The sequence below is a fragment of the Empedobacter sp. UBA5924 genome (assembly GCF_002431085.1).
Taxonomy (GTDB): domain Bacteria; phylum Bacteroidota; class Bacteroidia; order Flavobacteriales; family Weeksellaceae; genus Empedobacter; species Empedobacter falsenii_B.
Genome location: NZ_DJDM01000053.1, coordinates 18766 through 40883, shown reverse-complemented (window position 1 = coordinate 40883; position 22118 = coordinate 18766). Strand labels below are relative to the sequence as shown.

The window sequence follows — 22118 nt, the reverse complement described above, 5'->3', positions numbered from 1 at the left end:
CACAGTTTTTGGTACAGTGTCGGAAATAATTATTTATCAAATAATTTACAATCCCTTTTTATTATTAAGGGATTGTATATTTATTTTCTAATTTCCTCAGAACTAAAATCATTAAAAAAAGCTTTATTATAATTTGACTTAATAATTGCATTTCTAGAAATGATATAACTTTTTTTATCATTAGGGTTTTCATTCATCCAAATATTTACAATTTCTCGTTCATTTTTAAGGGCATTTAATTTATTTTTATCAACTATCGTTTGATTGTTAAGTTTCAATTGATTTAAAAATTCGTTTCGAGCTTCAGTTTTAGTTAAAACACTTGTTTTATAAAAATTTGTAGAAAAATATCCACTTAGTATTGTAGTAAATAGGAGCAAAAATATAACTCCAAAAACATAATAAGAAAGCTTTCTGTATTTGGTAATTTGAATTTCTGCATTTTCTAAAACCTTTCTATCAGAATTATCTAAATTTAATTTTGCTTCTTTTAAATCCATAATTGAATTCAAAAAATGAGCTTGATATTCTTTTAAAGAATTATCAAAGTTATTAGAAACTTTGTTGTTAATATTTTGATATAAATTTAAATTATTTGAAAATATCGAATGAATTTCTTTCGTCTCTTGAGAGAGATTTGTTTCTAATTTATTTAGTTTTTGTTGTTGAATTTGGATATTTTCAAGTAAATTATTTAATTCAATTTTTGTTAGTTCAATTTTATCTGTTCCATTCAAAAAAGCTTCTAAAGCTAGTTCTAAAGGATTTTTTGTTACATTATTACTTTCACTCATCGTTTAATTTTTGGTTGATTATTTTCACTTTTTTGTTGTTTTAAATCAAATAAATTTGTGTTTTTTAGTAACTGATTTTCAATATCAGTAACTTTCAATTTTCGATCGATTTGAGATAATTTATATCCTTTCTGCTTGTCTAATTTGTAATTATGAAGATTTTTAGTTTCAATATCTTCTAGATTGCAAATACGAGCACCATTAATTCCATTTACATTTTTGCTTAATTCAAAGTAGTATCCTTGAGTAAACATTTTACTAATAAAATCATCCCATGAAGTTGCAATCGTTTTAGAACTAATAATTGCATTTTTTATATTTTCTTTTTCGATTTTACCCATATCTTTTGCTGTAGGAAGATTTCTTTGCTTAGCCATTTTATCACAAACTATTTCAGCTTTTTTTCCAATAAAACTATCTGGAATAACATTTTTTCCAATCATATTTAATCGGTTTGCCGAGATATGAACATGCGGAGTTGCTGTATTTCTGTGAATATAATATTCAAGTTGAACATCATCAGGTATTCCAATTCTTCTACAAAACTCATCAACATGACTTATCCAATCCTCTTTTGTCCAATTTTTCGAGACTGATTTATGCGGAGAAAAAACAGCTTCAATAAATGGTTTTGAAACTTTTAAATTCATTTTAGCAACCAATTGCTTTTCTTCAAAACGCTCTTTTACAGTTTCACCTGTTAAATTACTTGCTTGTAAAAGCTCAGCACCTTTTTCTATATTTGCTTTATAATTGCTTGCAGCCAAACTTCCTTTAACTGATTTAATTTTAGCTGTAAAACTCATTTTTGTAAGTATTTATCAATCTTAAAAATTGTATTTTCTAAAAGCTTTTTATAAAATTCTCGTTCAGATTTATTCCATAGTTGAGATTCAAAATGATTCTTAATTCTTGAAAAATTTGTTCGATACTCAATGAGTATTTTATTCTCTTCTGCATTTGGTAAAATGATCTTAAAACCTTCTACATTTTTAATCCCTAATCGGATTAATTTTGCAATACTCTCACCTGTTAAAGTTGATTTTTGTTTAAGCATTTCTAGTTCAGATTTTGTTAATCTTACATTCAATCTTTCGGTTAAATACTCTTTTTCTTTTGTTTTATTTTTAGAATTATTTCCTTCATTATTTCGTAGACTTTCGTCATTCCATTTTTGTAAATCATTTAAAAAATTATTTTCCATACGTTTAGTTTTTGGTTAAAAAAATCTTTGATTTTTAATGTTTGTCGACGTCAGGAGCAAACCAAGTAGAGGTTGTAAAGGTGCAATTTTGTAAAAATTGTCGCCGGCGACCACTACTTGACCTATAGACTCCGATAATATTTTTCGCCTACATAAAGAAATCTGCTAAATCGACACCATCCGTTTTTTGAGAAGCTGAACTTAGTTTTTCTAATAAATTTGAAACAGTGATATTAAAACCTTCTTTATTCAAATTAGTAGCTTTTTCATTCCATTCATCATATGTTGTTGATCCATTTTTTTGAATCTCACAATCAGGGTAAGCAACTATTTTTCGATGTTTTATAGGAAGTAATTTTTGAAATTTAAATTCATTTTTTGCTCCACATGCTAACCATAAAAATTCAGGAAAAACTATACTCATAATACACGCAGTTTTTTCGCTTTCAACTAAAGCGATGACATTACTTTTGTATTCATTAATAAGATGTAATCCGAATAAACATTGATTCAAATTAAACTCATTTATGATGTTATTTTTAATCATAATAGAATGAATCCAGTTTATGTTTTTTGTCCGTTTTCCATTTTCATTATACCAAATTATTTTACCACCTCTGATTTGATTTTGATTATCAATTTGCCAAAAAATAGTTCCATTTTTGAACTCTTTACAAGTTCCTATTTTATATGTTTTTTGAATCTTATCACAAAGTAATTTTCCGAAAACAGACTCGAAGTAATTCAATAAATTATTGTCAAGACCAAAAGAATTATTAACCAAATCTATTGAATGAAAACTAGGTTTTAATTCGATTTTCTGATTATCAATTTCTTGATTGTTCGTAAAAGAATTGTTAGATGGATAAATTTTATATGAGCATTTCACTTCCCGATCACAGCGTCCAAAATTTGATAAAAACTCGCCTGTTTCATTATCTATCATACCTACAAATGTTTTCTTTTGACATTTAGGACAAATAAGTTTTCTTGAAGATTTATCTAGTGTATATCTGTATATATTTTTCATAACATTGCATCAATTGCATTCTAAATGCACTTATTTTATATTTTAAAATTCAGTATTCTAATCATTTATAAATTATAATGTATAAAATGCAAAAAGTGTATCGTAAAAATTAAATAATCTGCTTTTCATACAAGCCGTGACCGACTTTTCTAAATAATATACGATCATTTAGAAAACTTTTTAAACTTTGTTCTTTCATTAAATTAGACTTACAAATTATTTTTATTGCTTCTCCTGTTTTAAAAGTATTAGGAAGTGTATCAAAAACCTTTTTTTGAATTTCAGTCAAGGTTTCATAATAATTAGAATCGATTTTCTCAAATACTTTAAGAGCAGTTTCAAAAAAATAATCTCTAAGTTTTATTGCTGATTTCACAGTATCAATATCAATTTTGGACAATGATTTTTCTTCACAAAAAGAATTAATCACTTCAAGAACAATTGAAAATCTTAGTACATATTGTTGAAGCTTAACAGCTACTCCTCTTTGGTATTCGAAATCAAATATCATTTTATCTGAATTTTGCCATTTATAAAGATGAAATTTAGCTTGATCATCAAATTCTAAAAGAACATCATTCTCGTTTGCGTCAGTATATATTTTATTAATAAAATTAGAGTACCAATCAATTGTAGACTGATTCAATTCTCTATCATTCCATTTATTATTGACATATTGATGAGGAAATGAAAATAAAAATCGATCAATAAAACCATTCTTCATTTTAGAATTTTTAAAAGTAGTTTCTAATATAGCTTCCTGAATACTACCAATAATATCAATTTTAGTATCATCAATCCTAAATTCATCTCCACCTGATCGATTTTTTACAATAGGTTTCCCTGCCCATAAACTTAAATACAACTCCTCGTCTCCTGAACCTCCATGATATTTATTAAACGATTTCAAAAAACCTGCAATTTCATCAGAATATAATCCAACTCCTCTTGGATTGTTATAATGAGATTTAATTAAAGCTTCTGTCGTAAAGTCATTCAATAACAACTGAGTTAATATTGGAGCTATAGAATCACCTTTTTTTTCAGGAGTCATCTTGTCGTATTCTCTTTTTCTTTGCTGAAATTCAAAATTGTTCTTTTGATCTATTTTGAATAATTCATTTAAAAAAAATGAAATCGAATGACTTTTAATATCTCCAGTTCTTCCTACTAAAACAATAAAAATAATGGACTTCTCGATCCAGCCATTTTTAACTTTCAATTGAACTTTATTACCAATAGCTACTGATACAGCATATAAAATTGCAGAACTTGAATAATCAATTGGAAAATTCATTGTTTGTTTCAATTCTAAAATCAATTCCTGTACTATTGGTGGGAATATTTCCAATGGAAAAATATTTTTCCCATACAAGTTTCTATGATCTACATGCAATTCCCTTAAAACTCGTCTACTTTGACTACTCTCCATACTATCTTAAGTATTTAAAGTTAATTAATCGATTGTTTTCATCATAAATAGAACTATGAGGTATTAGAAACGGTTTAGTATTCGTATTAGCTTTTATAATACCTAAGTGAATTTTCTTTCTTATTGATTGAGGTGTAAGGCGTAATTTAATAGCAACTTCTTCTACTGTATAATTCTTTTCAGGCTCTTCTTTTGTTTTAAGATTGAGACGATCAAGTTTCTGATCAATTTTGGTCAGAAGATCTACCAAAGGTTCGAATGGATTGTTCATATTTTATATTTTTAAAATTTTACAATCACAATTTATGTTCGATTTCAGGTTTTTCTATTTTTTTAGATTCCAAACAAATTCCAAATTATATTTAAATGATAATCAATTAATTATTCTTTATAAAAAAAGAAAATTTCTTATTTTATCAATAGGAAATTGAATATTTTGGAATTTTTATTTTCCTTAAATAATAGATATTCTGCAAATTAGATACAAACTTGATAAAGTTTTCTTTTAATATTACATGTAAATCAATGTAGAAACTTTTAAAAATTATTCTATAAACATAACATCTGCTTAATGTATGTCATTATTTGATTTAATATTTTTGTGCAACTTGGTAATATGCATAACTCTACATGAATCAGTTCAAAAAAATATATGATGATTACAAACACAAAGTATACTACTTTGTAAAAAAATACATTTCGAATGAACAAGACATCGAAGATATAGTACAAGATATTTTCATTCATGTTTGGAAGCACCAATCTAATCTAACAACTGAAAATTTTGAGGCTATTATTTTTAAAACTTCAAAACAAGAAATAGCAAATTTCTATAGAAGGAATAAACTACAATTTTCTTTTATTGAGAACGATATTATAGACGATGATAATATTGTTGAAGAAATTGATCCTCAAAAATTCACAAAGGCATCGCGTTTATTAGAACAATTACCTGATAAAACTAGAGATTTTTTTATTAAAAATAGAATTGAACAAATAAGCTATTCTAAAATTGCTAAAGAAAATAATTTATCAAAAACAGCAGTTGAGAAACACGTAAAAAAAGCTATTTTTTACTTGAAAGCTAACTTATAAAAACATTCTTCTTAAAAATATATGTTAACTTAATATTAACGAATTAACATTTAGGTTGCCGTTTTTAACTTCTTGCGTAATTATAATAAAATGAAATTGAATAAAGATTTTGATGAAAATTGGAAAACTGTATCTGATGAAAATAAAAAAATAAATAAAGAAACAGATGATCGAATTTGGAAAAAGATATCAGAAGAAATTGAATTAAAGAATAAATCTAACTTTAATTGGTTACGTATAGCTGCCGTTATACTGCCGTTATTAGTTGTTCTTTATTATTTTATTAATTTTTCTAAACAAAGTGGTAACATACAACAAAATGAATTGTATTATGAAACAACAACATTTGTTAAAACATTTCAATTATCTGATGGAAGTAAAATAAAACTTGATCCAAATAGTAAACTAACAATTAACAATGACTTTGGTGTTAAGAATAGAACTATAAGTATTAAAGGGAGTGGATATTTTGATATTGCTAAAGATAAAACAAAGCCATTCAATGTGATTACAAATGGATTCAAAGTTCAAGTATTGGGAACTAAATTTTATTTAAATCAATCTGAATCTGAAAGTAAGGTTGATTTATTAGAAGGAAAAGTGAGTATTAACTATAACAATCAACATATTATTTTATTACCTAACGAAATTTGGATTAATAATTCATCTCATAAAAATTATCATTACTTAAAGCCTATAGCTAAAAGCAAATATTCATTTGAAAATAAAACATATGACGAAGTTATTAAGCAGTTAGAAAAAAGATATAATACTGAAATAAAGTATCCAATTCAATTTAAAGACAATAAAATAAATGGTGAATTTGAAGGAAATTTAGAAGATATTTTAACAATTGTGAGTTATCCTTTTAATTTAAAAATAGAAAAAACAAAAGAACATAAGATAAGATTAAAATAAAAAGCATCGATAATGGGGGTTACCGATGCAATAAACTGAACAAAACTCGTAAGAATTAAACAATTTATTTTTCAAAACTATGAAAAAAACTGCAATTTGCATTGCTGTATTGGGATTTTTGTGCAATCACACAATCACTTACGCAGCAACACTTACTAAAACTGAAGATGTTGTTGTACAGCAAATTCCTTTACCAAAAGTATTAGAAAAGCTAAAAACTACTACAAAAACACAATTCTTTTATTCAGTTACTGACTTAGAAGATATAATGGTTGATGATAAAAAAATTAATTATAAATCATTAGATGAGACATTAGATTTTTTAAAGAATAATTATCCTATTGATTATTCAATTCAAAATAATACAGTAATTATCAAACGTATTTCAAAGAATGATTTTACCCAAAAACAAGAACAAACTACTGATGAAAAACAGAAAATTGAAGATTTTGATCAGGAAATTGAAGTTAAAGAAGTTGTTGTGGTTGGATATGGTAAACAAGAACGAAAAAATATTTCAGGATCTATTTCTTCAATTAATCAAAAAGATACAAAAGATATAGTATCTGGAAATTTTGGTGAAATGATAGCTGGTAAAGCAACAGGAATACAAGTTTCACAATCAAATGCCTCTCCTGGCTCATCACCAACAATACGAATTCGTGGTATTGGAACTTTAACTGCTGGTTCTAATCCATTAATTGTTGTAGATGGTTTTCCTTTAACAGAAGGAACAAACTTAAATTCGATTGATCCCAATTCTATCGAAACCATTGATATTTTAAAAGATGCCGCTTCTTCTACAATCTATGGCTCGCGTGGAGCTAATGGTGTCATTTTAATACAAACTAAGCAAGGTAAACAAGGAAAAATGGAGATTACGTTGGATACGTATTATGGTATCCAGATGCGAAATGATAATACAAAATTAGTCAATGCATATGATATGGCTACTTTCTTGAAGGAAGCTAGAGATAATAATTATTTATCAAAAGGTAAAGGAAGGAGTATTAATGACGATACAGCTACTCGCAAAAGTAAAGGAGCTACTTTACGAGAATTAATTCCAGATTACTTAACTCCTTATCTCAATAAAGAAGCTGGTTTAATTGATACAGATTGGTTAAATACAATTTTTAGAAAGGCATCAGTTAGCCAAACTTCACTTTCTATTACAGGAGGTAATGAAAAAAGTAAATATTCTTTTACAGGAAGTTATCTTAATCAGAAAGGAATAATAATAGGAACAGATTACGAAAAATTTTCAAGTAATATCAATTTAATTACTCAAATAAACGATAAATTAAAAATAGGCTTTTCTATTAATCCAATGTACTCGAATGGTGATACACTTGATATGGAAGGAGGAGGAAGAACATACAACTTAGTACAAATGGCTACTACGATGTATCCTTTTTTTGCACCACGAGATAGTAAAGGAAATTTAATTATTTCTCAACAGATAAAAGACAATACAGCTACAGATGGAGCTTTGGTAGAAAATCCTGTTGCAATTGCAGAAATGACAAAACGACATTATACTCTTTTTAAAACTTTTGGAAATATATATGGTGAGTTAGAAGTGTTAAAAGATATAAAGTATAAACTTTCTATCGGAGGAGATTATACTAATTATGAATACAATTTTTTTGACCCTTCAAATGTAGGCTCTTATAGAACTGCAGCACCAGATGTTACTGTTGCAAATAGAGTAGATTATATTACAAAAAATTATATTGTAGAGAATTTATTGACTTTTGACAAAAGAATTGGACAACATAATTTCAACACATTGTTAGGACAATCTTTTCAACAAGAAGATAGAAATTATGTAAAAATAAGTGCAACAGGATTTCCTGATAATAGCATTCCAAATATTGCAGGAGGTACATCATTCAAAACAGATGTAGACCAATTTAAATGGACGTTAATTTCCTACTTTGGACGTCTCGCATATGATTATAAAAATAAATACAATGTTATGGCTTCTTTGAGAAGAGATGGATCATCTCGTTTTGGAGCTAATTCAAAATGGGGTAATTTTTATGCTTTCTCATTAGGTTGGACAATTTCTAATGAAAACTTCTTTCCAAAAAATAACTTTATAAATCCAATTAAATTTAGATATAGCTACGGAAGTAATGGAAATAATCAAATTCCAAACTTTGGTTCTTTATCATTAATGGTTCAGGATAACTATGTATTTGGAGGAAACTTAGCTCCTGGATATATATCTTCAACAGCACCAAATCCAGATATTTCTTGGGAAAAATCATTATCAAATAACTTCGGTATAGATTTCTCATTATTCAGAAAGTTTATTAATATATCAGCAGATTATTATGTTCTTAATCGTGAAGGATTACTTTTAGATGTCCCTGTTCCGCAACAGTCTGGCTATACAACTTCTTTGCAAAATATTGGAAAACTAAGGAATAATGGTTTAGAAATTCAAATCGCTACAAAAACAATAAATATTAGTAATGATTTTACTTATAATGGAAGCTTGAATTTTTCAACAAACAAAAATAAAGTTTTAGCATTAGCAAATGGACAAGAAAAAATTACAACAGGTTCAAATAATTTTTCTGTAACAAAAGTTGGAAGTCCTATTGCTGAAATGTATGGCTACAACATTACAGGAATTTACAAGACACAACAAGAAATTGATAATTCACCACATATTAATGGAACTATGATTGGTGATTACATTATGCAAGATTTGAATAATGATGGAAAAATAGATCAAGATGATAAAAAAAGTTTCGGTTCAGGAATTCCAAAATACATTTTAGCATTTAACAATAGTTTTAAGCTTAATAATTGGGAGTTAAATTTCACTTTATATAGTGAATTAGGGAGAAAAGTATACAATGGAGATATGGTAAATACATTAGAATCTGGTGAAGGATTTGGGATGGCTTCTCAATATTATTTTGATAATAGATACAATGCAACAACAAATCCTGATGGATTTTTTGCAATGCCAAATATGAATTTTTCTAATAATAGAAAGGAAGCACGTACTTCAAATTTATTCTTTAAAGATGCTGATTATGTTCGATTACGATCAATAAAATTAGCTTATAACTTACCGAAAAATCTATTATCTAAACTTAATATAGCTTCTACACAAATTTATTTCTTAGGAAATAATTTACTTACAATTACTTCTTATAAAGGTCTAAATCTTGATGCAAATACAAATAATGTATTAACACAAGGATATGATAGTGGTTACTATCCAGGAAATAAAGTATTCTCTTTTGGAATGAACATGAAATTTTAATAAAAACTACAATGAAAAAAATAATTATAACTCTTTTTATAGCAGGTTGTGTATTACAATCTTGTTCTTCTGATTTATTAGATACTTCTCCAGATAGTTCTAAAGTTACACCAGAATTTTATAAAGATGCTGCTCAAATAAAACAAGGTTTAAATGCAGTTTATGCGTCATTACAATACAAAGGTCAGTATGAACTAGCTATGTTAACAATTGGTGAAATTACTTCTGATAATACATATGATGAAGTTCCTGCAAATGATGGTTTTACATATGGGGAATTAGATTTTTTTACCATACAACCTAATAACTCTTTAATCGCAAATACCTGGAAAGATAATTATGTAGGAATCCAACAAGCAAATATCGTTTTAAATCGTATAGATAAAGTTGTAGATATGGATGAGAAATCAAAGAATGAGACAAAAGCAGAGTTGCGATTCTTACGTGCAATGATGTATTTTAATCTTGTTCGAATTTTTGGAGATGTGCCACTTGTCACAAAAGAAACAACTAATGTAAATGAGTTTTTTGGACAAGGAAGAACTTCGCTACAAGAAGTCTATCAATTTATTGAAACTGAACTTAAAAATTCACTTACTAATTTACCTATTGTTGCTTCTCAAAAAGGTAAAGTTACAAAAGGAGCGGCTTTAGGAATCTTAGCAAAAGTATTAATTACTCAAAATAAATATAATGAAGCTCTACCATACTTGAAAGAAATTGAAGCTTTAGGTTATGAATTACAAACAGATCCTAATAAAATATTTGATGTAGCGAATAAGAATAATTCAGAGATTATTTTTGATGTTCAATTTACTTCAGGACTTAATGGTAATACAGAAGGTAGTACTGCGTATCAAATGTTTATGCCTTCTGGATTTGTTTCTGGCGCAAAAGGACATAATTTGCCTACTAAAGAAATCTACGAGCTTTTTAGTATGAATGACAAACGAAGAGATGCATTTATTGGTAAGACTAATAATAATGTTCTTTATACAAAAAAACTACAAAAAACATCAAATGATGTAGCTGATGGAGGTAGTAATGTTGTAGTATTAAGATTAGCAGATATTTATTTATTACTAGCAGAATGTTATGCTAATTCGAATGATTTTTCAAATGCAAATATTTATCTCAATAAAATTAAAACACGAGCAAGTATTCCCTCAGTCAATTTAACTATTAAAAATGATTTATTGAATGAAATTGAATTAGAAAGAAGAAAAGAATTAGTTGGTGAAGGACATAGATGGTTTGATTTAGTGCGAACAGGCAAAGCTATCGAAACTATGACAAAGCATTTAGCAAATACTCCTGGTTATGGGACAGCGATTATAAAAGCTAACAATTTATTAATGCCAATTCCTCAAAGCCAAGTAAATACAGATCCAGCAATTAAACAAAATCCTGGTTATTAATTATAAAAAAATCTCAAAACAATGAATAAATTATATATCTATCTGATACTGTTTTTTTTACCAATTATTACTTTTTGTCAATCTATCTCATTATCAAAATTTCCTGATAATAAAGTAATGGTTGTAGCTCATAGAGCTGATTGGAGAGAAGCTCCTGAAAATTCTATATGGGCTATAAAAAAAGCCATTGAAAAAGGTGTGGATATGGTAGAAATCGACTTAGCATTAACAAAAGATAGTGTTCTAATTTTAATGCATGATACAACAATTGATCGTACAACTTCAGGTAAAGGCAAACCAATTGATTATACGTATGAAGAAATTAGTAAATTAAATTTAAGAGACGGATTAGGAGTTGTTACGGATATGAAAATTCCTACTTTAGAAGAGGTTTTAGATGTTACAAATGGTAAAATTCTGATTAATTTAGATAAAGGATTTGATTATATCAGTTTAGTTTATCCTTTGCTAAAAAAACGTAAAATGTTTGACCAAGTTTTATTCAAAGGAGTTGAGTCTTATAAAGAATTTGATGCAAAATATTCTTCAATCAAAAATGAAATTCATTTCATGCCAATCATTCGTTTAAATAAAAATGAAAGTTGGGATAAAATAAATGAATATATTAAGAATTATAAAATATATGGATTTGAATTTACTATAGGTAATGACGAAAAAAATATGATTGATTTTAAGAAAATTAAAGATCAAAAAATTAAAGTTTGGGTTAATTCGCTTTGGCCACAACATAATGCTGGACATGAAGATAATAAAGCTTTAGATAACCCCAATATTTATCAATGGTATATAGATAATAATGTCAACGTAATTCAAACAGATCGCCCAAATGAATTAATTCTTTTTTTGAGAAAAAATAATATGAAGTTTTAGATTGTATTCTTCATCAGTGTTAAATGTTTTACTATAAAGTCGAAAACTATATGTTTTCGACTTTTTTAGTTTCTACAGAAAATCTTAATAAGATTACACTACAAGTTATAGATTTTTAGTCTATGAAGTAATAAAAAGTTATAAAATTATTAGAATTAAAGTAGTGAAGGATGATATTAATAGATAGAAATTCTAGCAACTTGGCTAGCAACCAAAAATAATAAAGCCCTAAACATAAGTGTTTAGGGCTTTATTAGCGGAGAGTGAGGGATTCGAACCCCCGGAGGTGTGACCCTCAACAGTTTTCAAGACTGCCGCATTCGACCACTCTGCCAACTCTCCAATAACGCAGTGTATTGCGGTATTGCGAGTGCAAATATAGAACGCTTTTTCGTTTTTCCAAACTCTGAAATCAATTATTTTTAAAATAATTTTTAACAAAATGATTCTCAATAGAATATTTTTTATTCTTTTTTTTGAAAAGAGTCGTTTATATCTTTGTTGTAATTAATTTTAGTCATGATTAGAAGAATTGAAGAAGTAGATTTTGCGAGATTGAGAGACATTTGGGAAAGTTCGGTTAGTAACACACACCATTTTTTAGCAGAAGAAGATTTTGAATATTATAGAGAAAATTTACCTAATTATTTTCCGCATGTAGCCTTATTCGGTTACGAAATTGAAAATCAATTGGTAGGATTTGTAGGTGTTGCAGCACAAAATCTTGAAATGTTATTTATTCACAATGATTTTCGAAGAAAAGGAGTAGGGAAGACTTTATTAGATTTTTCTATTCAGGAATTGAATGTGAAATTGGTTGATGTGAATGAACAAAATCAGCAAGCGATTGATTTTTATTTAAGCCAAGGTTTTAAGGTTACTTCTCGTTCTGAAAAAGATAACGAGGGAAAAGCTTATCCTATTTTGCATTTGAGTTTATAATTTCGGGAGAGAAGCTTAACTTTGTCGCATATTTTTTAGCCATGCATTCATCAACAGAATTATCATCAACTCAAAAAAATCGCATTCGATTCGCTGTTTCGCTCTTCTTTTTTTCGCAAGGTTTAGCTTTTTCGTCTTGGGCAAGTCGTATTCCGACGATTAAATCAGATTTAGGAATTTCTGAAGGACAATTAGGAACTTTATTGTTGTTAATGCCGATTGGACAGTTGTGTACAATGGCGCTTTCAGGAAAATTAGTCGCGAAATTTGGAAGTAAAAATGTCTTACGAATTGTCGTATTAATTTATCCATTGATACTTTGTTGTATAGGTTTGGCTCAAAATTTTTATCAATTAGGCGCTGTATTGTTTTTCTTTGGAGTAATAGGAAACATGTGTAATATTTCGGTGAATACGCAAGGAGTTGAAGTCGAAAAAATATATGGAAAATCGATTATGTCCTCTTTTCATGGCGCGTGGAGTATAGCTGTTTTTACAGGTGCTTTGATTGGTTTATTGATGATGAATTTGCATGTGAATACATTTTATCATTTTGTGATTATTTATGGCTTAATTATTTTGAGCTGGTTCATTAATAAAAAATATTTAGTCGATTCTACATCAACTCCAGCGAAGGAAAAGAAATCTATTTTTTCAAAACCAGATACTGTTTTGGTTCAACTAGGAATTATAGGTTTTCTAAGCATGGCAACAGAAGGTGCGATGTTCGATTGGAGTGGTGTTTATTTCCAAGATATCGTAAAAGCACCTCAAAATTTGGTTGTCGTTGGTTATGCTTCGTTTATGGTAATGATGGCAACAGGACGTTTCGTTGGTGATTATTTTATCAGTAAATATGGAAAACAACGCGTGATGCAAATTAGTGGAATTTTGATGTTTTCTGGTTTGATGCTTTCAGTATTTTTTCCTCAATTTATTGTGTGTACAATTGCATTTATGATGGTTGGATTGGGTGTTGCGTGTAATGTTCCGACAGTTTATAGTGTAGCGGGAAAAAACAAAAATGTAAATCCAGGCGTTGCATTGGCAATGGTTTCGAGTATCTCTTTTTTAGGATTTTTAATGGGACCACCACTGATTGGTTATATTGCTGAAGCTTTTGATTTGAGATATTCTTATGCGTTATTTGCTTGCTTTGGATTGATTATGGTTTTTATGGTTGGTAGAATGAAAATCTTTAAAAACATTAATAACTAATTTATAGCTTTTCAAAAAAAAAGTAATGATTAACTTGTAAGAAGTATACATAATTATAAATTTGCCTTTTTAATTATTATGAAACAAATATGTTTCGAATTTTAGTAAACAATAAGTTTTTTAACGTAATCCTTTCAATATCGTACACATTAGCTATTATAGCATTATTGGTAATGTTTGGATTTGGATTTCCTGTTGAGTATAAACTTTATATAAACATTTTTTTTATCATTCTACTATCTGTCGGAATTTTAAGAACAATACTTAAATATGTTTATTTTAAAGAAAAAATTATTCCGCGAGTCATCATTTTTGATATAGTAAGTATACTATTTATTCTTTATTGCATTAAAATGCAAATAACCGATTATAGTTGGTTTTTTGTCAGCAAATATTTGCAATTTGCTATTGTTTTAAAATTAGTAAGAGAAATTGCTACACCTAACCTTAATTTCAAACGTTCTGTAATTACTCCTCCCCAATTATTTATTTTCAGTTTTTTTATTTTAGTTTTTGGAGGAGCGTGTTTATTGATGTTACCAAAAGCAACTTATCATCCAATTTCTTTTCTAGATGCATTGTTCACGTCTACAAGCGCCGTTTGTGTAACGGGTTTAACGTCTGTTGATACCTATGTCACGTACACGCCAGTTGGTCATTTTATTTTGATGTTACTCATTCAAGCAGGAGGTTTAGGAATTTTGACTTTTGCCGGATATATTGCTTATTTTTTCAAAGGAAATAGCTCTTATGAGAATCAAATTGCCTTGGGAAGTATTGCTAATAATGATTCTTTGAGTGAAGTTTTTTCGTTTGTAAAAAAGATTATTTATTTAACTTTTGGAATCGAATTAGTAGGTGCGGCTTTAATTTATATTTCGATTGCACCATATAATATTAGTATTGTAGACAAATTATTTTTCAGTATCTTTCATTCGGTTTCGGCTTTTTGTAACGCTGGTTTTTCGACTTTGCCCAACGGTTTGATGAACAAAGGATTTGTACACAATTATGGTTTTCAGTCAGTTCTAATCACTTTGATTTTTTTAGGAGGAATAGGTTTTCCTATCTTGATTAATATTTTGCGTTATGTGGATTATTTAATTCGAAAATTAATCTCAAAAATTATTCACAACAAGAATAATCGTAAGAATTGGGTTTTTTCGTTAAGTTCTAAAGTAAATTTAATAACTTCATTAGTCATATTAATTATTTCTACGATCATTTTATTCTTCGAAGAATATTATTTGACATTAGGTCCACATCATGGTTTTGGTAAATTTATTTCGGCTTTATTTGTCGCAATGACGCCTCGTACAGCAGGTTTTAATAATATGGATTTTTCTCATTTACAATTCTCATCTATCCTTTTGGTTATTTTATTGATGTGGATTGGAGCTTCGCCAGCTTCGACAGGAGGTGGAATCAAAACGAGTACTTTTGCTATTGCAATTCTTAATTTTATTAATATTGCACGCGGAAAAAATAAGATTGAAATTTATAAAAGAGAATTAAATCCGATCAATGTACAGAAAGCTTTTGCAACAATGACATTATCTTTTTTAGTGATTGGAACAGGAATATTTTTGATTACTAAATTTGATAATCATTTGCATCTCATTGATGTTGCATTCGAAGCTTTTTCGGCATATTCAACAGTTGGTTTATCTTTAAATTTAACACCAACATTATCCGATCCTAGTAAAATTGTTGTCATTACAATGATGTTTATTGGTCGTGTTTCGATGATTACAATTTTGATGGCTTTTTTCAAGAAAACGGTTTCGTCAAATTATCGTTATCCATCAGATGATATTTTAATTTAAAAGAAAATTATGAAAGTAATAATTATAGGTTTAGGAAATTTTGGAGCAGCGCTTGGAAAGAAAATGGTGAAACTTGGGCACGAAATTATTGGTGTTGATAATAATATACAACGTGTTGAAGCTCTGAAAGATAAATTATCTTATACCATTTGTTTGGATGCAACAGACGAATTGTCTATGAACAAGTTACCGCTTAATAATACCGATATTGTAATTGTGAGTATTGGCGAAAATGAAGGCGCAAATATTATGGCGACGGCTATTTTTAAAAATAAAAATGTAAAACGCTTGATTAGTCGTTCCATTAATTCATTGCATGAAAATGTATTGCAAGCAATTGGAGTGTCAGAAATTATTCGTCCCGAAGCTGAATCTGCGGAGCGTTGGACCAAAAAACTAAATGTAAAAGGTGTTGTAGATTCTTTTGAATTGAACAAAGAATACAGTATCATAGAGGTGGTGACGCCAAATGAATTGGTTGGAAAGACGTTTGATGAAATACAATTCAAAAAGCAACATAATATTTTGGTAATGACGATTATTAAAAATAAAGAAGAAGCAAGTTTCTTGGGTCAATATAAAATTGTGCCAGAAGTACAAGGTTTTCCGTCATCTAATACGGTAATTACCAAAGATGATGTGTTGGTGATTTATGGTGCAAATCAAGAGATTTATAAGTTTTTGAAGAAATTTAATATTCAATAATCTTATGCTCATTTTTTAAGAGATAAGGCTTATGGAATTTTAAATAAAAAATAATTCCGATAAAATAGCAGACAACATCCAATATATCTGCTGTGTAATTTGAAGAAAATTTTGGCATAAGAAATTCTAACAAAAAACTGAGAACGAACGCTGTAATGACCAAATAACTTGTAGGGTAAATATATAATTGATTGTTGTATTTTACTTTCGAAATGATATAACTTCCCAAATGTGTCATTGCAGGAACGGCAAAAATATCTGTCAAATAATGGTTGAGATACTCAATTTCTATGGAATAAATTCGTGTAAGTTTGATGAAAATCCAACTCAGAATATAGAAACTAAAATAAGTATCAAATAGTTTCATTTTTTAGACCACAACAAGAATTATTAACACACAAAAAGCTCCAAGAATCATCAAAAATAGGAAGAAAGCATCGTCTATTAATTTTTGAGAGGTACTTCGTTTGTCTTTTTTTTCTTCCATATACTAACTTTGAGGCAAAAGTATTTAATTCATTTCGAATTGCATAAGACGAATGTCATTGTAAAGTTTTTAAAATTGGATAGATTATATCTTCAAAATATTTTCATAACTTTAAAAAAGTAAATGATTGATAATGAAACCACTTTTATTCTTTCTTTTTCCAATTGCTCTTTTTGCGCAAGAAGTTGCTCAGAATGATAATTTAAAAAATAAATTGTTGATGAATTTTGCTCAACAATCTGGATATTTTGATTTTAAATATTCACAAGATTTATCACTTGAAAAGAACAATGAATTGATGCAAGATTATATCAAAAATTATACAAATCAACAACAAGATGTTTCTCCTTTAAAGCCAGTTGAGAAATGAATTCCTTACGAATATGATGATTCAAAAACATATGAACAAAATTTAGTAAGAAGTGTTATACATGATATATTTTTTAGTAAACCACTGAAATTAGGGAAATAAAAAAAGCCCAATCCTTGAATTGAGCTTTAAAATACTATAAAAATATATAAAAATTCTGAGCTTAGAATTTTATATCCTCTGTTGTTGCGATTAAATCTTGAATTGTTTCGCGACGACGAATTAAATAATCCTTATCGTCAATTAACAAGACTTCCGCAGGTTTGAAACGCGAATTGTAGTTCGAAGCCATCGAGAAACAATATGCTCCAGCATTGTGGAAACACAACACATCTCCTTCGCTAATTTCATTTATTTTACGATTCGATCCAAACGTATCTGTTTCACAAATATATCCCACAACTGTGTAATAACGGCTACGACCTTCTGGATTTGAAATATTTTCAATTTCGTGATGAGCACTATAAAACATTGGACGAATTAGATGGTTGAAACCTGTATCAATTCCTGCAAAAACAGTAGAAGTTGTTTGTTTCACAACATTTACAGTTGCTAAGAAAGATCCTGCTTCCGAAACCATATATTTTCCTGGCTCGAACATTAATGTCAAAGGTTTTCCGTACGCTTTTTCGAACTCATTGAAACGAGCTGATAAACGCTCTCCTAAATATTCAATATCTGTTTCGTCTGCGCCTGGATAGTAAGGAACTTTAAATCCTGATCCAAAATCGATGTAAGATAAATTCTTGAATTCTGCTGCAACTTCAAATAAAATTTCAGCTCCTTGCAAGAAAACATCAATATCTAAAATATCAGAACCTGTGTGCATATGAACACCGTCCAAATGTAAACCTGTATTTTCTACAACACGTTTGATATGTGGTAATTGGTGAATAGAAATTCCGAATTTTGAATCAATATGTCCAACCGAAATATTTGCATTTCCACCTGCCATAATATGTGGATTAATACGCACACAAACTGGATATTTAGGAAAATCTTGACCAAATGTTTCTAAAACAGAAAGGTTATCGATATTGATGCGAACACCTAAATCAATTGCTTTTTTAATTTCAGCATACGAAACACCATTTGGCGTATAAATGATTTCTTTAGGCTTGAAACCCGCCATTAATCCCAATTCTACTTCTTGAATAGAAACCGTATCCAATCCTGAACCAAGTGATTTGAAATACTTTAAAAGATTAAGATTTGTGTTCGCCTTACATGCATAATTTAACTTTAAACGTTTGACTGTAGAAAATGCATTTGTCATCTTTTCATATTGCGATCTAATTTTGTTCGCATCATATACATACAAGGGCGCACCATATTTTTGCACCAATTCCAATAGACGTTCTCTATTCAGTTCCATTTTGTTTATTTTTTTGTTTAAAGTTAAATTTCAGTTGCCAAAATTACGGAATACAAATGGTTTTCTGAAGATAATTCAGAATAAACTTATTATAAATCAATAATTTCGAATATTGTTTAAAGATTTAAAAAATATTTCGAATATTATTCGGGAATAAATGTTTTAATCCCTCCACCATTCTTTGAAGTTGAAGACAGAATCGTTCAAATTTAGTGGTTCACCAATCATAGGCGTCAAAATATCGAGCTTATTTTGCTTACCATTCGTCATAATTTTCTCCAAAGGTTCGTCCCAAGCATGTTTTGCCAAAGCAAATTTTGCAGCATGAACAGGAATAATATGTTTTGCTTTCAAATCATTGATAATTGCAGGCAAATCTGTAGGTAAAGCGTGAATATATTTCCATGCTTCGTTGTATTGACCATTTTCGAGAATCGCAAAATCAAACGGACCATATTTTTCTCCAATTTCTTTGAAATGCGTATCATAACCGCTGTCACCACCCAAAAATATTTTTTGCGTAGGTGTTTCCAATACATAAGAAGTCCAAAGTGTAGTGTTTCGTTTAAATTTTCGACCAGAAAAATGACGAGCTGGTGTAAAAGTTATTTTTAAGTTATTTTTTAAAGCTACACTCGTGTTCCATTCTTCTTCGATTAATTGATCGGGTGAATAATTCCACTTCTCAAAATGCGCACCAACGCCAAGCGGAAGAATCACTTTATCCACTTTTGAACGTAATTCTTTCACTGTTTCATAATCCAAATGATCGTAATGATCGTGTGAAATAACCAAATAATCAATCTTTGGGAAATCTTTTGCGTGATACGTATTTGCTCCTTTAAACGCTTTATTGAAAATTGGTAAAGGCGAACCGTAATCACTAAAAACAGGATCGATTAGGAAATTAACACCATCCAATTGAATATAATAAGATGAATGTCCCAACCAAATAAACACATTTTCGGTTTTGTCGATTGATTTGATATCTGTTTGAATATGAGGAATAGAATCTTTTGGATTAAGTTTTGGATTTTTCGCACCAAATAAAAACGAAATCATTTCTTTTTGCATACTATAACCTTCTGCCATAGCTGGCGTATGATGTATATTTTGAAATTGTCCGTCTTTGTACAACTTCGATTGTTTCATTCGTTCCAATCGTTTTCCAGTTGCATCAGCACCAAAAGTATCCATTTGTAGAATAGCAAAAGTTGCAATTACAAGAATTACAATCAAGCCTAATAGGAAGTAAAGCATTCGTTTAAAAATTTTTCGTTTATTGATTTTTTTCATTGATGGTCAAAATTATAAAATTATTGGATTGATTTTGAAATAATATATCTTAAGTAAACTGTAACATTTGTAACTTTCATTTTAATTTAGATTTATCAACTTTGTACACGTTTTAGAAAAAATACAAAATGGAATTTATCTTACAACCTTGGCCATGGTATATTGGCGGACCAATAATTGCGATTGTAATGCTTTTATTGATTTATTTCGGAAAAAGTTTTGGATTTTCTTCAAATTTCAGAACGATTTGTTCTGCTTTGGGAGGAGGAAAATCATGTGATTTTTTCTCGTTTGATTGGAAAGCTCAAAAATGGAATTTATTATTCTTAGTTGGCGCAGTAATCGGAGGTTTTGTTTCGGTACATTTCTTATCAGATAATCAAATTCCTGAAATTTCAGATGCTACAATTGCAAAATTGAATACAATGGGATTCGAAAGTGCAGGAAAAGCATATTCTCCAACCGAAATTTTCGAAACAATGTCCGTTAAAAATATTGCGTTATTATTTGTTGGTGGATTGTTAATTGGTTTTGGAACGCGCTACGCAGGAGGTTGTACATCTGGGCATGCGATTTCGGGTTTAAGTGATTTGCAGTTACCTTCATTAATTGCTGTTATCGGCTTTTTTATCGGTGGACTTTTGATGGTTCACGTTTTGTTTCCTTTAATTTTTTAATCGCATGAGAAGTTTAGTTTATATCATATTAGGTGTTATCTTTGGTGTAACCATGTACAAGGCAGAAACAGCCTCTTGGTTCCGCATTTTCGAAATGTTCAATTTTCAATCTTTCCACATGTACGGATTTATCGGTTCGGCTTTGGTTGTCGGTTTGATTGGAATACAATGGATGAAAAAGAAGGAAGCAAAAGATATCGATGGTGAAAAAATTGTGATTCAGCCCAAAACAAAATCAATAGCTCGTTATTTGATCGGAGGAATTTTCTTCGGGTTAGGTTGGGCGTTGGTTGGCGCTTGTCCTGGACCAATATTTGTACTATTAGGCGCAGGAGTTTATCCAATTTTAATTACAATTGTAGGTGCATTAATCGGTACATTTCTTTACGGAAAAATTAGAAACAAAATCCCACATTAAACATGATAAAAGAGAAAATAGAAGCAACTTATCCATATCAATTTGAAGATGAATTATTGAATGAAATTGATGAATTAGGATCTTTGGTTGATTTCAAAGCGAATGATGTAATGATTGATTTGAACCAATTTATCAAAGGAATGCCAATTCTTTTGAGTGGTGCAATCAAGATTATGCGCGAAGATTTTGATGAAGGAGAACTATTGTTGTATTTTCTCGAAAAAGGTGATACATGTGCCATGACGATGGCTTGTTGTTTAGGTGATAAACAGAGTAAAATACGTGCTGTTGCTGAAACTGATGGAGAATTGGTGATGATTCCGATTGTAAAAATGGACGAATGGTTGGCAAAATATCCATCGTGGAGACGTTTCATTTTTGATAGTTACAATAATAGAATGGAGGAAATGTTGGTAGCAATTGACAATTTAGCTTTCAATGATATGAACGAACGTTTGAAAAAATATCTGTTGGATGTCGCAAGTATCAACAAAGGCAAAGTTGTGGTAAAAACGCATCAAGAAATCGCTTACGAGCTCAATACTTCTCGTGTTGTTATTTCTCGTTTGTTGAAAGCGTTAGAAAAAGAAGGTTTTCTTCAACTAAACCGAAACGAAATCACGATTAAGTAAGAAATTATTTAAAAAAATATATACAAAGGAAGCTCAGTTTTTGAGCTTCTTTTTTTTATTTGAAACAACTTATAGTAGAAAATTTTTCTAAAAATAATCTCA

Annotated in this window: 22 protein-coding genes and 1 tRNA gene; 13 read left to right on the top strand and 10 right to left on the bottom strand. The window is 29.0% G+C overall.

Features of this window, described 5'->3' with window-relative positions:
* Positions 1–80 precede the first annotated feature (80 nt).
* The 6 genes from B3792_RS13425 to B3792_RS13400 all read right to left on the bottom strand — a co-directional run bounded on the left by B3792_RS13425 (position 81) and on the right by B3792_RS13400 (position 4731).
* On the bottom strand, positions 81–794 hold the full coding sequence (locus tag B3792_RS13425) for a hypothetical protein (protein ID WP_291069877.1): 714 nt from the start codon (positions 792–794) through the stop codon (positions 81–83).
* On the bottom strand, positions 791–1600 hold the full coding sequence (locus tag B3792_RS13420) for a relaxase/mobilization nuclease domain-containing protein (RefSeq protein WP_291069875.1): 810 nt from the start codon (positions 1598–1600) through the stop codon (positions 791–793). Before B3792_RS13420 ends, B3792_RS13425 begins: the two co-directional genes overlap by 4 nt.
* The gene (locus B3792_RS13415; RefSeq protein ID WP_291069873.1) at positions 1597–1998 is read right to left on the bottom strand and encodes a hypothetical protein; all 402 of its coding nucleotides are present in this window, start codon (positions 1996–1998) and stop codon (positions 1597–1599) included. The genes B3792_RS13420 and B3792_RS13415 overlap by 4 nt, the downstream gene beginning before the upstream one ends.
* A 148-nt stretch (positions 1999–2146) precedes the next feature.
* Complete coding sequence (locus B3792_RS13410; RefSeq protein ID WP_291069871.1) at positions 2147–3028, bottom strand: DUF6371 domain-containing protein; 882 nt, start codon at positions 3026–3028, stop codon at positions 2147–2149.
* 109 nt (positions 3029–3137) lie between these two features.
* On the bottom strand, positions 3138–4460 hold the full coding sequence (locus tag B3792_RS13405) for a DUF3987 domain-containing protein (protein ID WP_291069869.1): 1323 nt from the start codon (positions 4458–4460) through the stop codon (positions 3138–3140).
* Position 4461: 1 nt separating this feature from the next.
* Positions 4462–4731 carry a hypothetical protein gene (locus tag B3792_RS13400; protein WP_291069867.1) on the bottom strand — a complete coding sequence of 90 codons (270 nt, stop codon included), beginning with the start codon at positions 4729–4731 and terminating at the stop codon, positions 4462–4464.
* A 359-nt stretch (positions 4732–5090) separates the two neighbouring features.
* Between B3792_RS13400 and B3792_RS13395 the strand changes: the two genes are divergently transcribed.
* From B3792_RS13395 to B3792_RS13375, 5 genes are all read left to right on the top strand, one after another.
* Entirely contained in the window at positions 5091–5555 is a 465-nt protein-coding gene (locus B3792_RS13395) for a sigma-70 family RNA polymerase sigma factor (protein ID WP_291069865.1), read from the top strand.
* A 90-nt stretch (positions 5556–5645) separates the two neighbouring features.
* Positions 5646–6473, top strand: a complete 828-nt coding sequence (locus tag B3792_RS13390; protein ID WP_291069863.1) for a FecR family protein — start codon at positions 5646–5648, stop codon at positions 6471–6473.
* Positions 6474–6552: 79 nt separating this feature from the next.
* Positions 6553–9762: a SusC/RagA family TonB-linked outer membrane protein gene (locus B3792_RS13385; protein WP_291069861.1), complete on the top strand. Its 3210-nt coding sequence runs from the start codon at positions 6553–6555 to the stop codon at positions 9760–9762.
* A gap of 11 nt (positions 9763–9773) precedes the next feature.
* Positions 9774–11180, top strand: coding sequence for a RagB/SusD family nutrient uptake outer membrane protein (locus B3792_RS13380; protein WP_291069859.1), 1407 nt, complete (start codon positions 9774–9776; stop codon positions 11178–11180).
* 21 nt (positions 11181–11201) lie between these two features.
* Complete coding sequence (locus B3792_RS13375; protein WP_291069857.1) at positions 11202–12071, top strand: glycerophosphodiester phosphodiesterase family protein; 870 nt, start codon at positions 11202–11204, stop codon at positions 12069–12071.
* 257 nt (positions 12072–12328) lie between these two features.
* Here B3792_RS13375 and B3792_RS13370 read toward each other — a convergent pair.
* Positions 12329–12413 (bottom strand) — tRNA-Ser (locus tag B3792_RS13370).
* 177 nt (positions 12414–12590) lie between these two features.
* Here B3792_RS13370 and B3792_RS13365 point away from each other — a divergent pair.
* From B3792_RS13365 to B3792_RS13350, 4 genes are all read left to right on the top strand, one after another.
* A complete protein-coding gene (locus B3792_RS13365) occupies positions 12591–13013 on the top strand; it encodes a GNAT family N-acetyltransferase (protein WP_291069855.1) in 423 nt (140 codons plus the stop codon).
* A 41-nt stretch (positions 13014–13054) separates the two neighbouring features.
* Positions 13055–14230: an MFS transporter gene (locus B3792_RS13360; protein WP_291069853.1), complete on the top strand. Its 1176-nt coding sequence runs from the start codon at positions 13055–13057 to the stop codon at positions 14228–14230.
* A gap of 353 nt (positions 14231–14583) precedes the next feature.
* A complete protein-coding gene (locus tag B3792_RS13355) occupies positions 14584–16056 on the top strand; it encodes a TrkH family potassium uptake protein (RefSeq protein WP_291069851.1) in 1473 nt (490 codons plus the stop codon).
* A 9-nt stretch (positions 16057–16065) separates the two neighbouring features.
* Complete coding sequence (locus B3792_RS13350) at positions 16066–16761, top strand: potassium channel family protein (protein ID WP_286479341.1); 696 nt, start codon at positions 16066–16068, stop codon at positions 16759–16761.
* Here the strand turns inward: B3792_RS13350 and B3792_RS13345 are convergent.
* Entirely contained in the window at positions 16748–17128 is a 381-nt protein-coding gene (locus B3792_RS13345; protein WP_219034543.1) for a hypothetical protein, read from the bottom strand. The two genes, B3792_RS13350 and B3792_RS13345, sit on opposite strands and share 14 nt — an antisense overlap.
* Before the next feature lie 253 nt (positions 17129–17381).
* Between B3792_RS13345 and B3792_RS13340 the strand changes: the two genes are divergently transcribed.
* A complete protein-coding gene (locus tag B3792_RS13340) occupies positions 17382–17618 on the top strand; it encodes a hypothetical protein (RefSeq protein WP_219034542.1) in 237 nt (78 codons plus the stop codon).
* 163 nt (positions 17619–17781) lie between these two features.
* Here B3792_RS13340 and lysA read toward each other — a convergent pair whose 3' ends face one another.
* Together lysA and B3792_RS13330 are read right to left on the bottom strand one after the other, a co-directional pair.
* Entirely contained in the window at positions 17782–18993 is a 1212-nt protein-coding gene (gene lysA / locus B3792_RS13335; RefSeq protein ID WP_180906035.1) for a diaminopimelate decarboxylase, read from the bottom strand.
* A gap of 162 nt (positions 18994–19155) precedes the next feature.
* Entirely contained in the window at positions 19156–20289 is a 1134-nt protein-coding gene (locus tag B3792_RS13330) for an MBL fold metallo-hydrolase (protein ID WP_291069848.1), read from the bottom strand.
* Between the two features lie 128 nt (positions 20290–20417).
* On the opposite strand from B3792_RS13330, the gene B3792_RS13325 reads away from it, so the two are divergent.
* The 3 genes from B3792_RS13325 to B3792_RS13315 are packed head-to-tail and all read left to right on the top strand — an operon-like array spanning position 20418 to position 22016.
* The gene (locus B3792_RS13325) at positions 20418–20966 is read left to right on the top strand and encodes a YeeE/YedE family protein (protein ID WP_038334022.1); all 549 of its coding nucleotides are present in this window, start codon (positions 20418–20420) and stop codon (positions 20964–20966) included.
* Between the two features lie 4 nt (positions 20967–20970).
* Positions 20971–21384 (top strand): YeeE/YedE family protein, encoded by a 414-nt coding sequence (locus B3792_RS13320; RefSeq protein WP_135836085.1) that lies wholly within the window; start codon positions 20971–20973, stop codon positions 21382–21384.
* 2 nt (positions 21385–21386) lie between these two features.
* On the top strand, positions 21387–22016 hold the full coding sequence (locus B3792_RS13315; RefSeq protein ID WP_291066400.1) for a Crp/Fnr family transcriptional regulator: 630 nt from the start codon (positions 21387–21389) through the stop codon (positions 22014–22016).
* Positions 22017–22118: the final 102 nt, after the last annotated feature.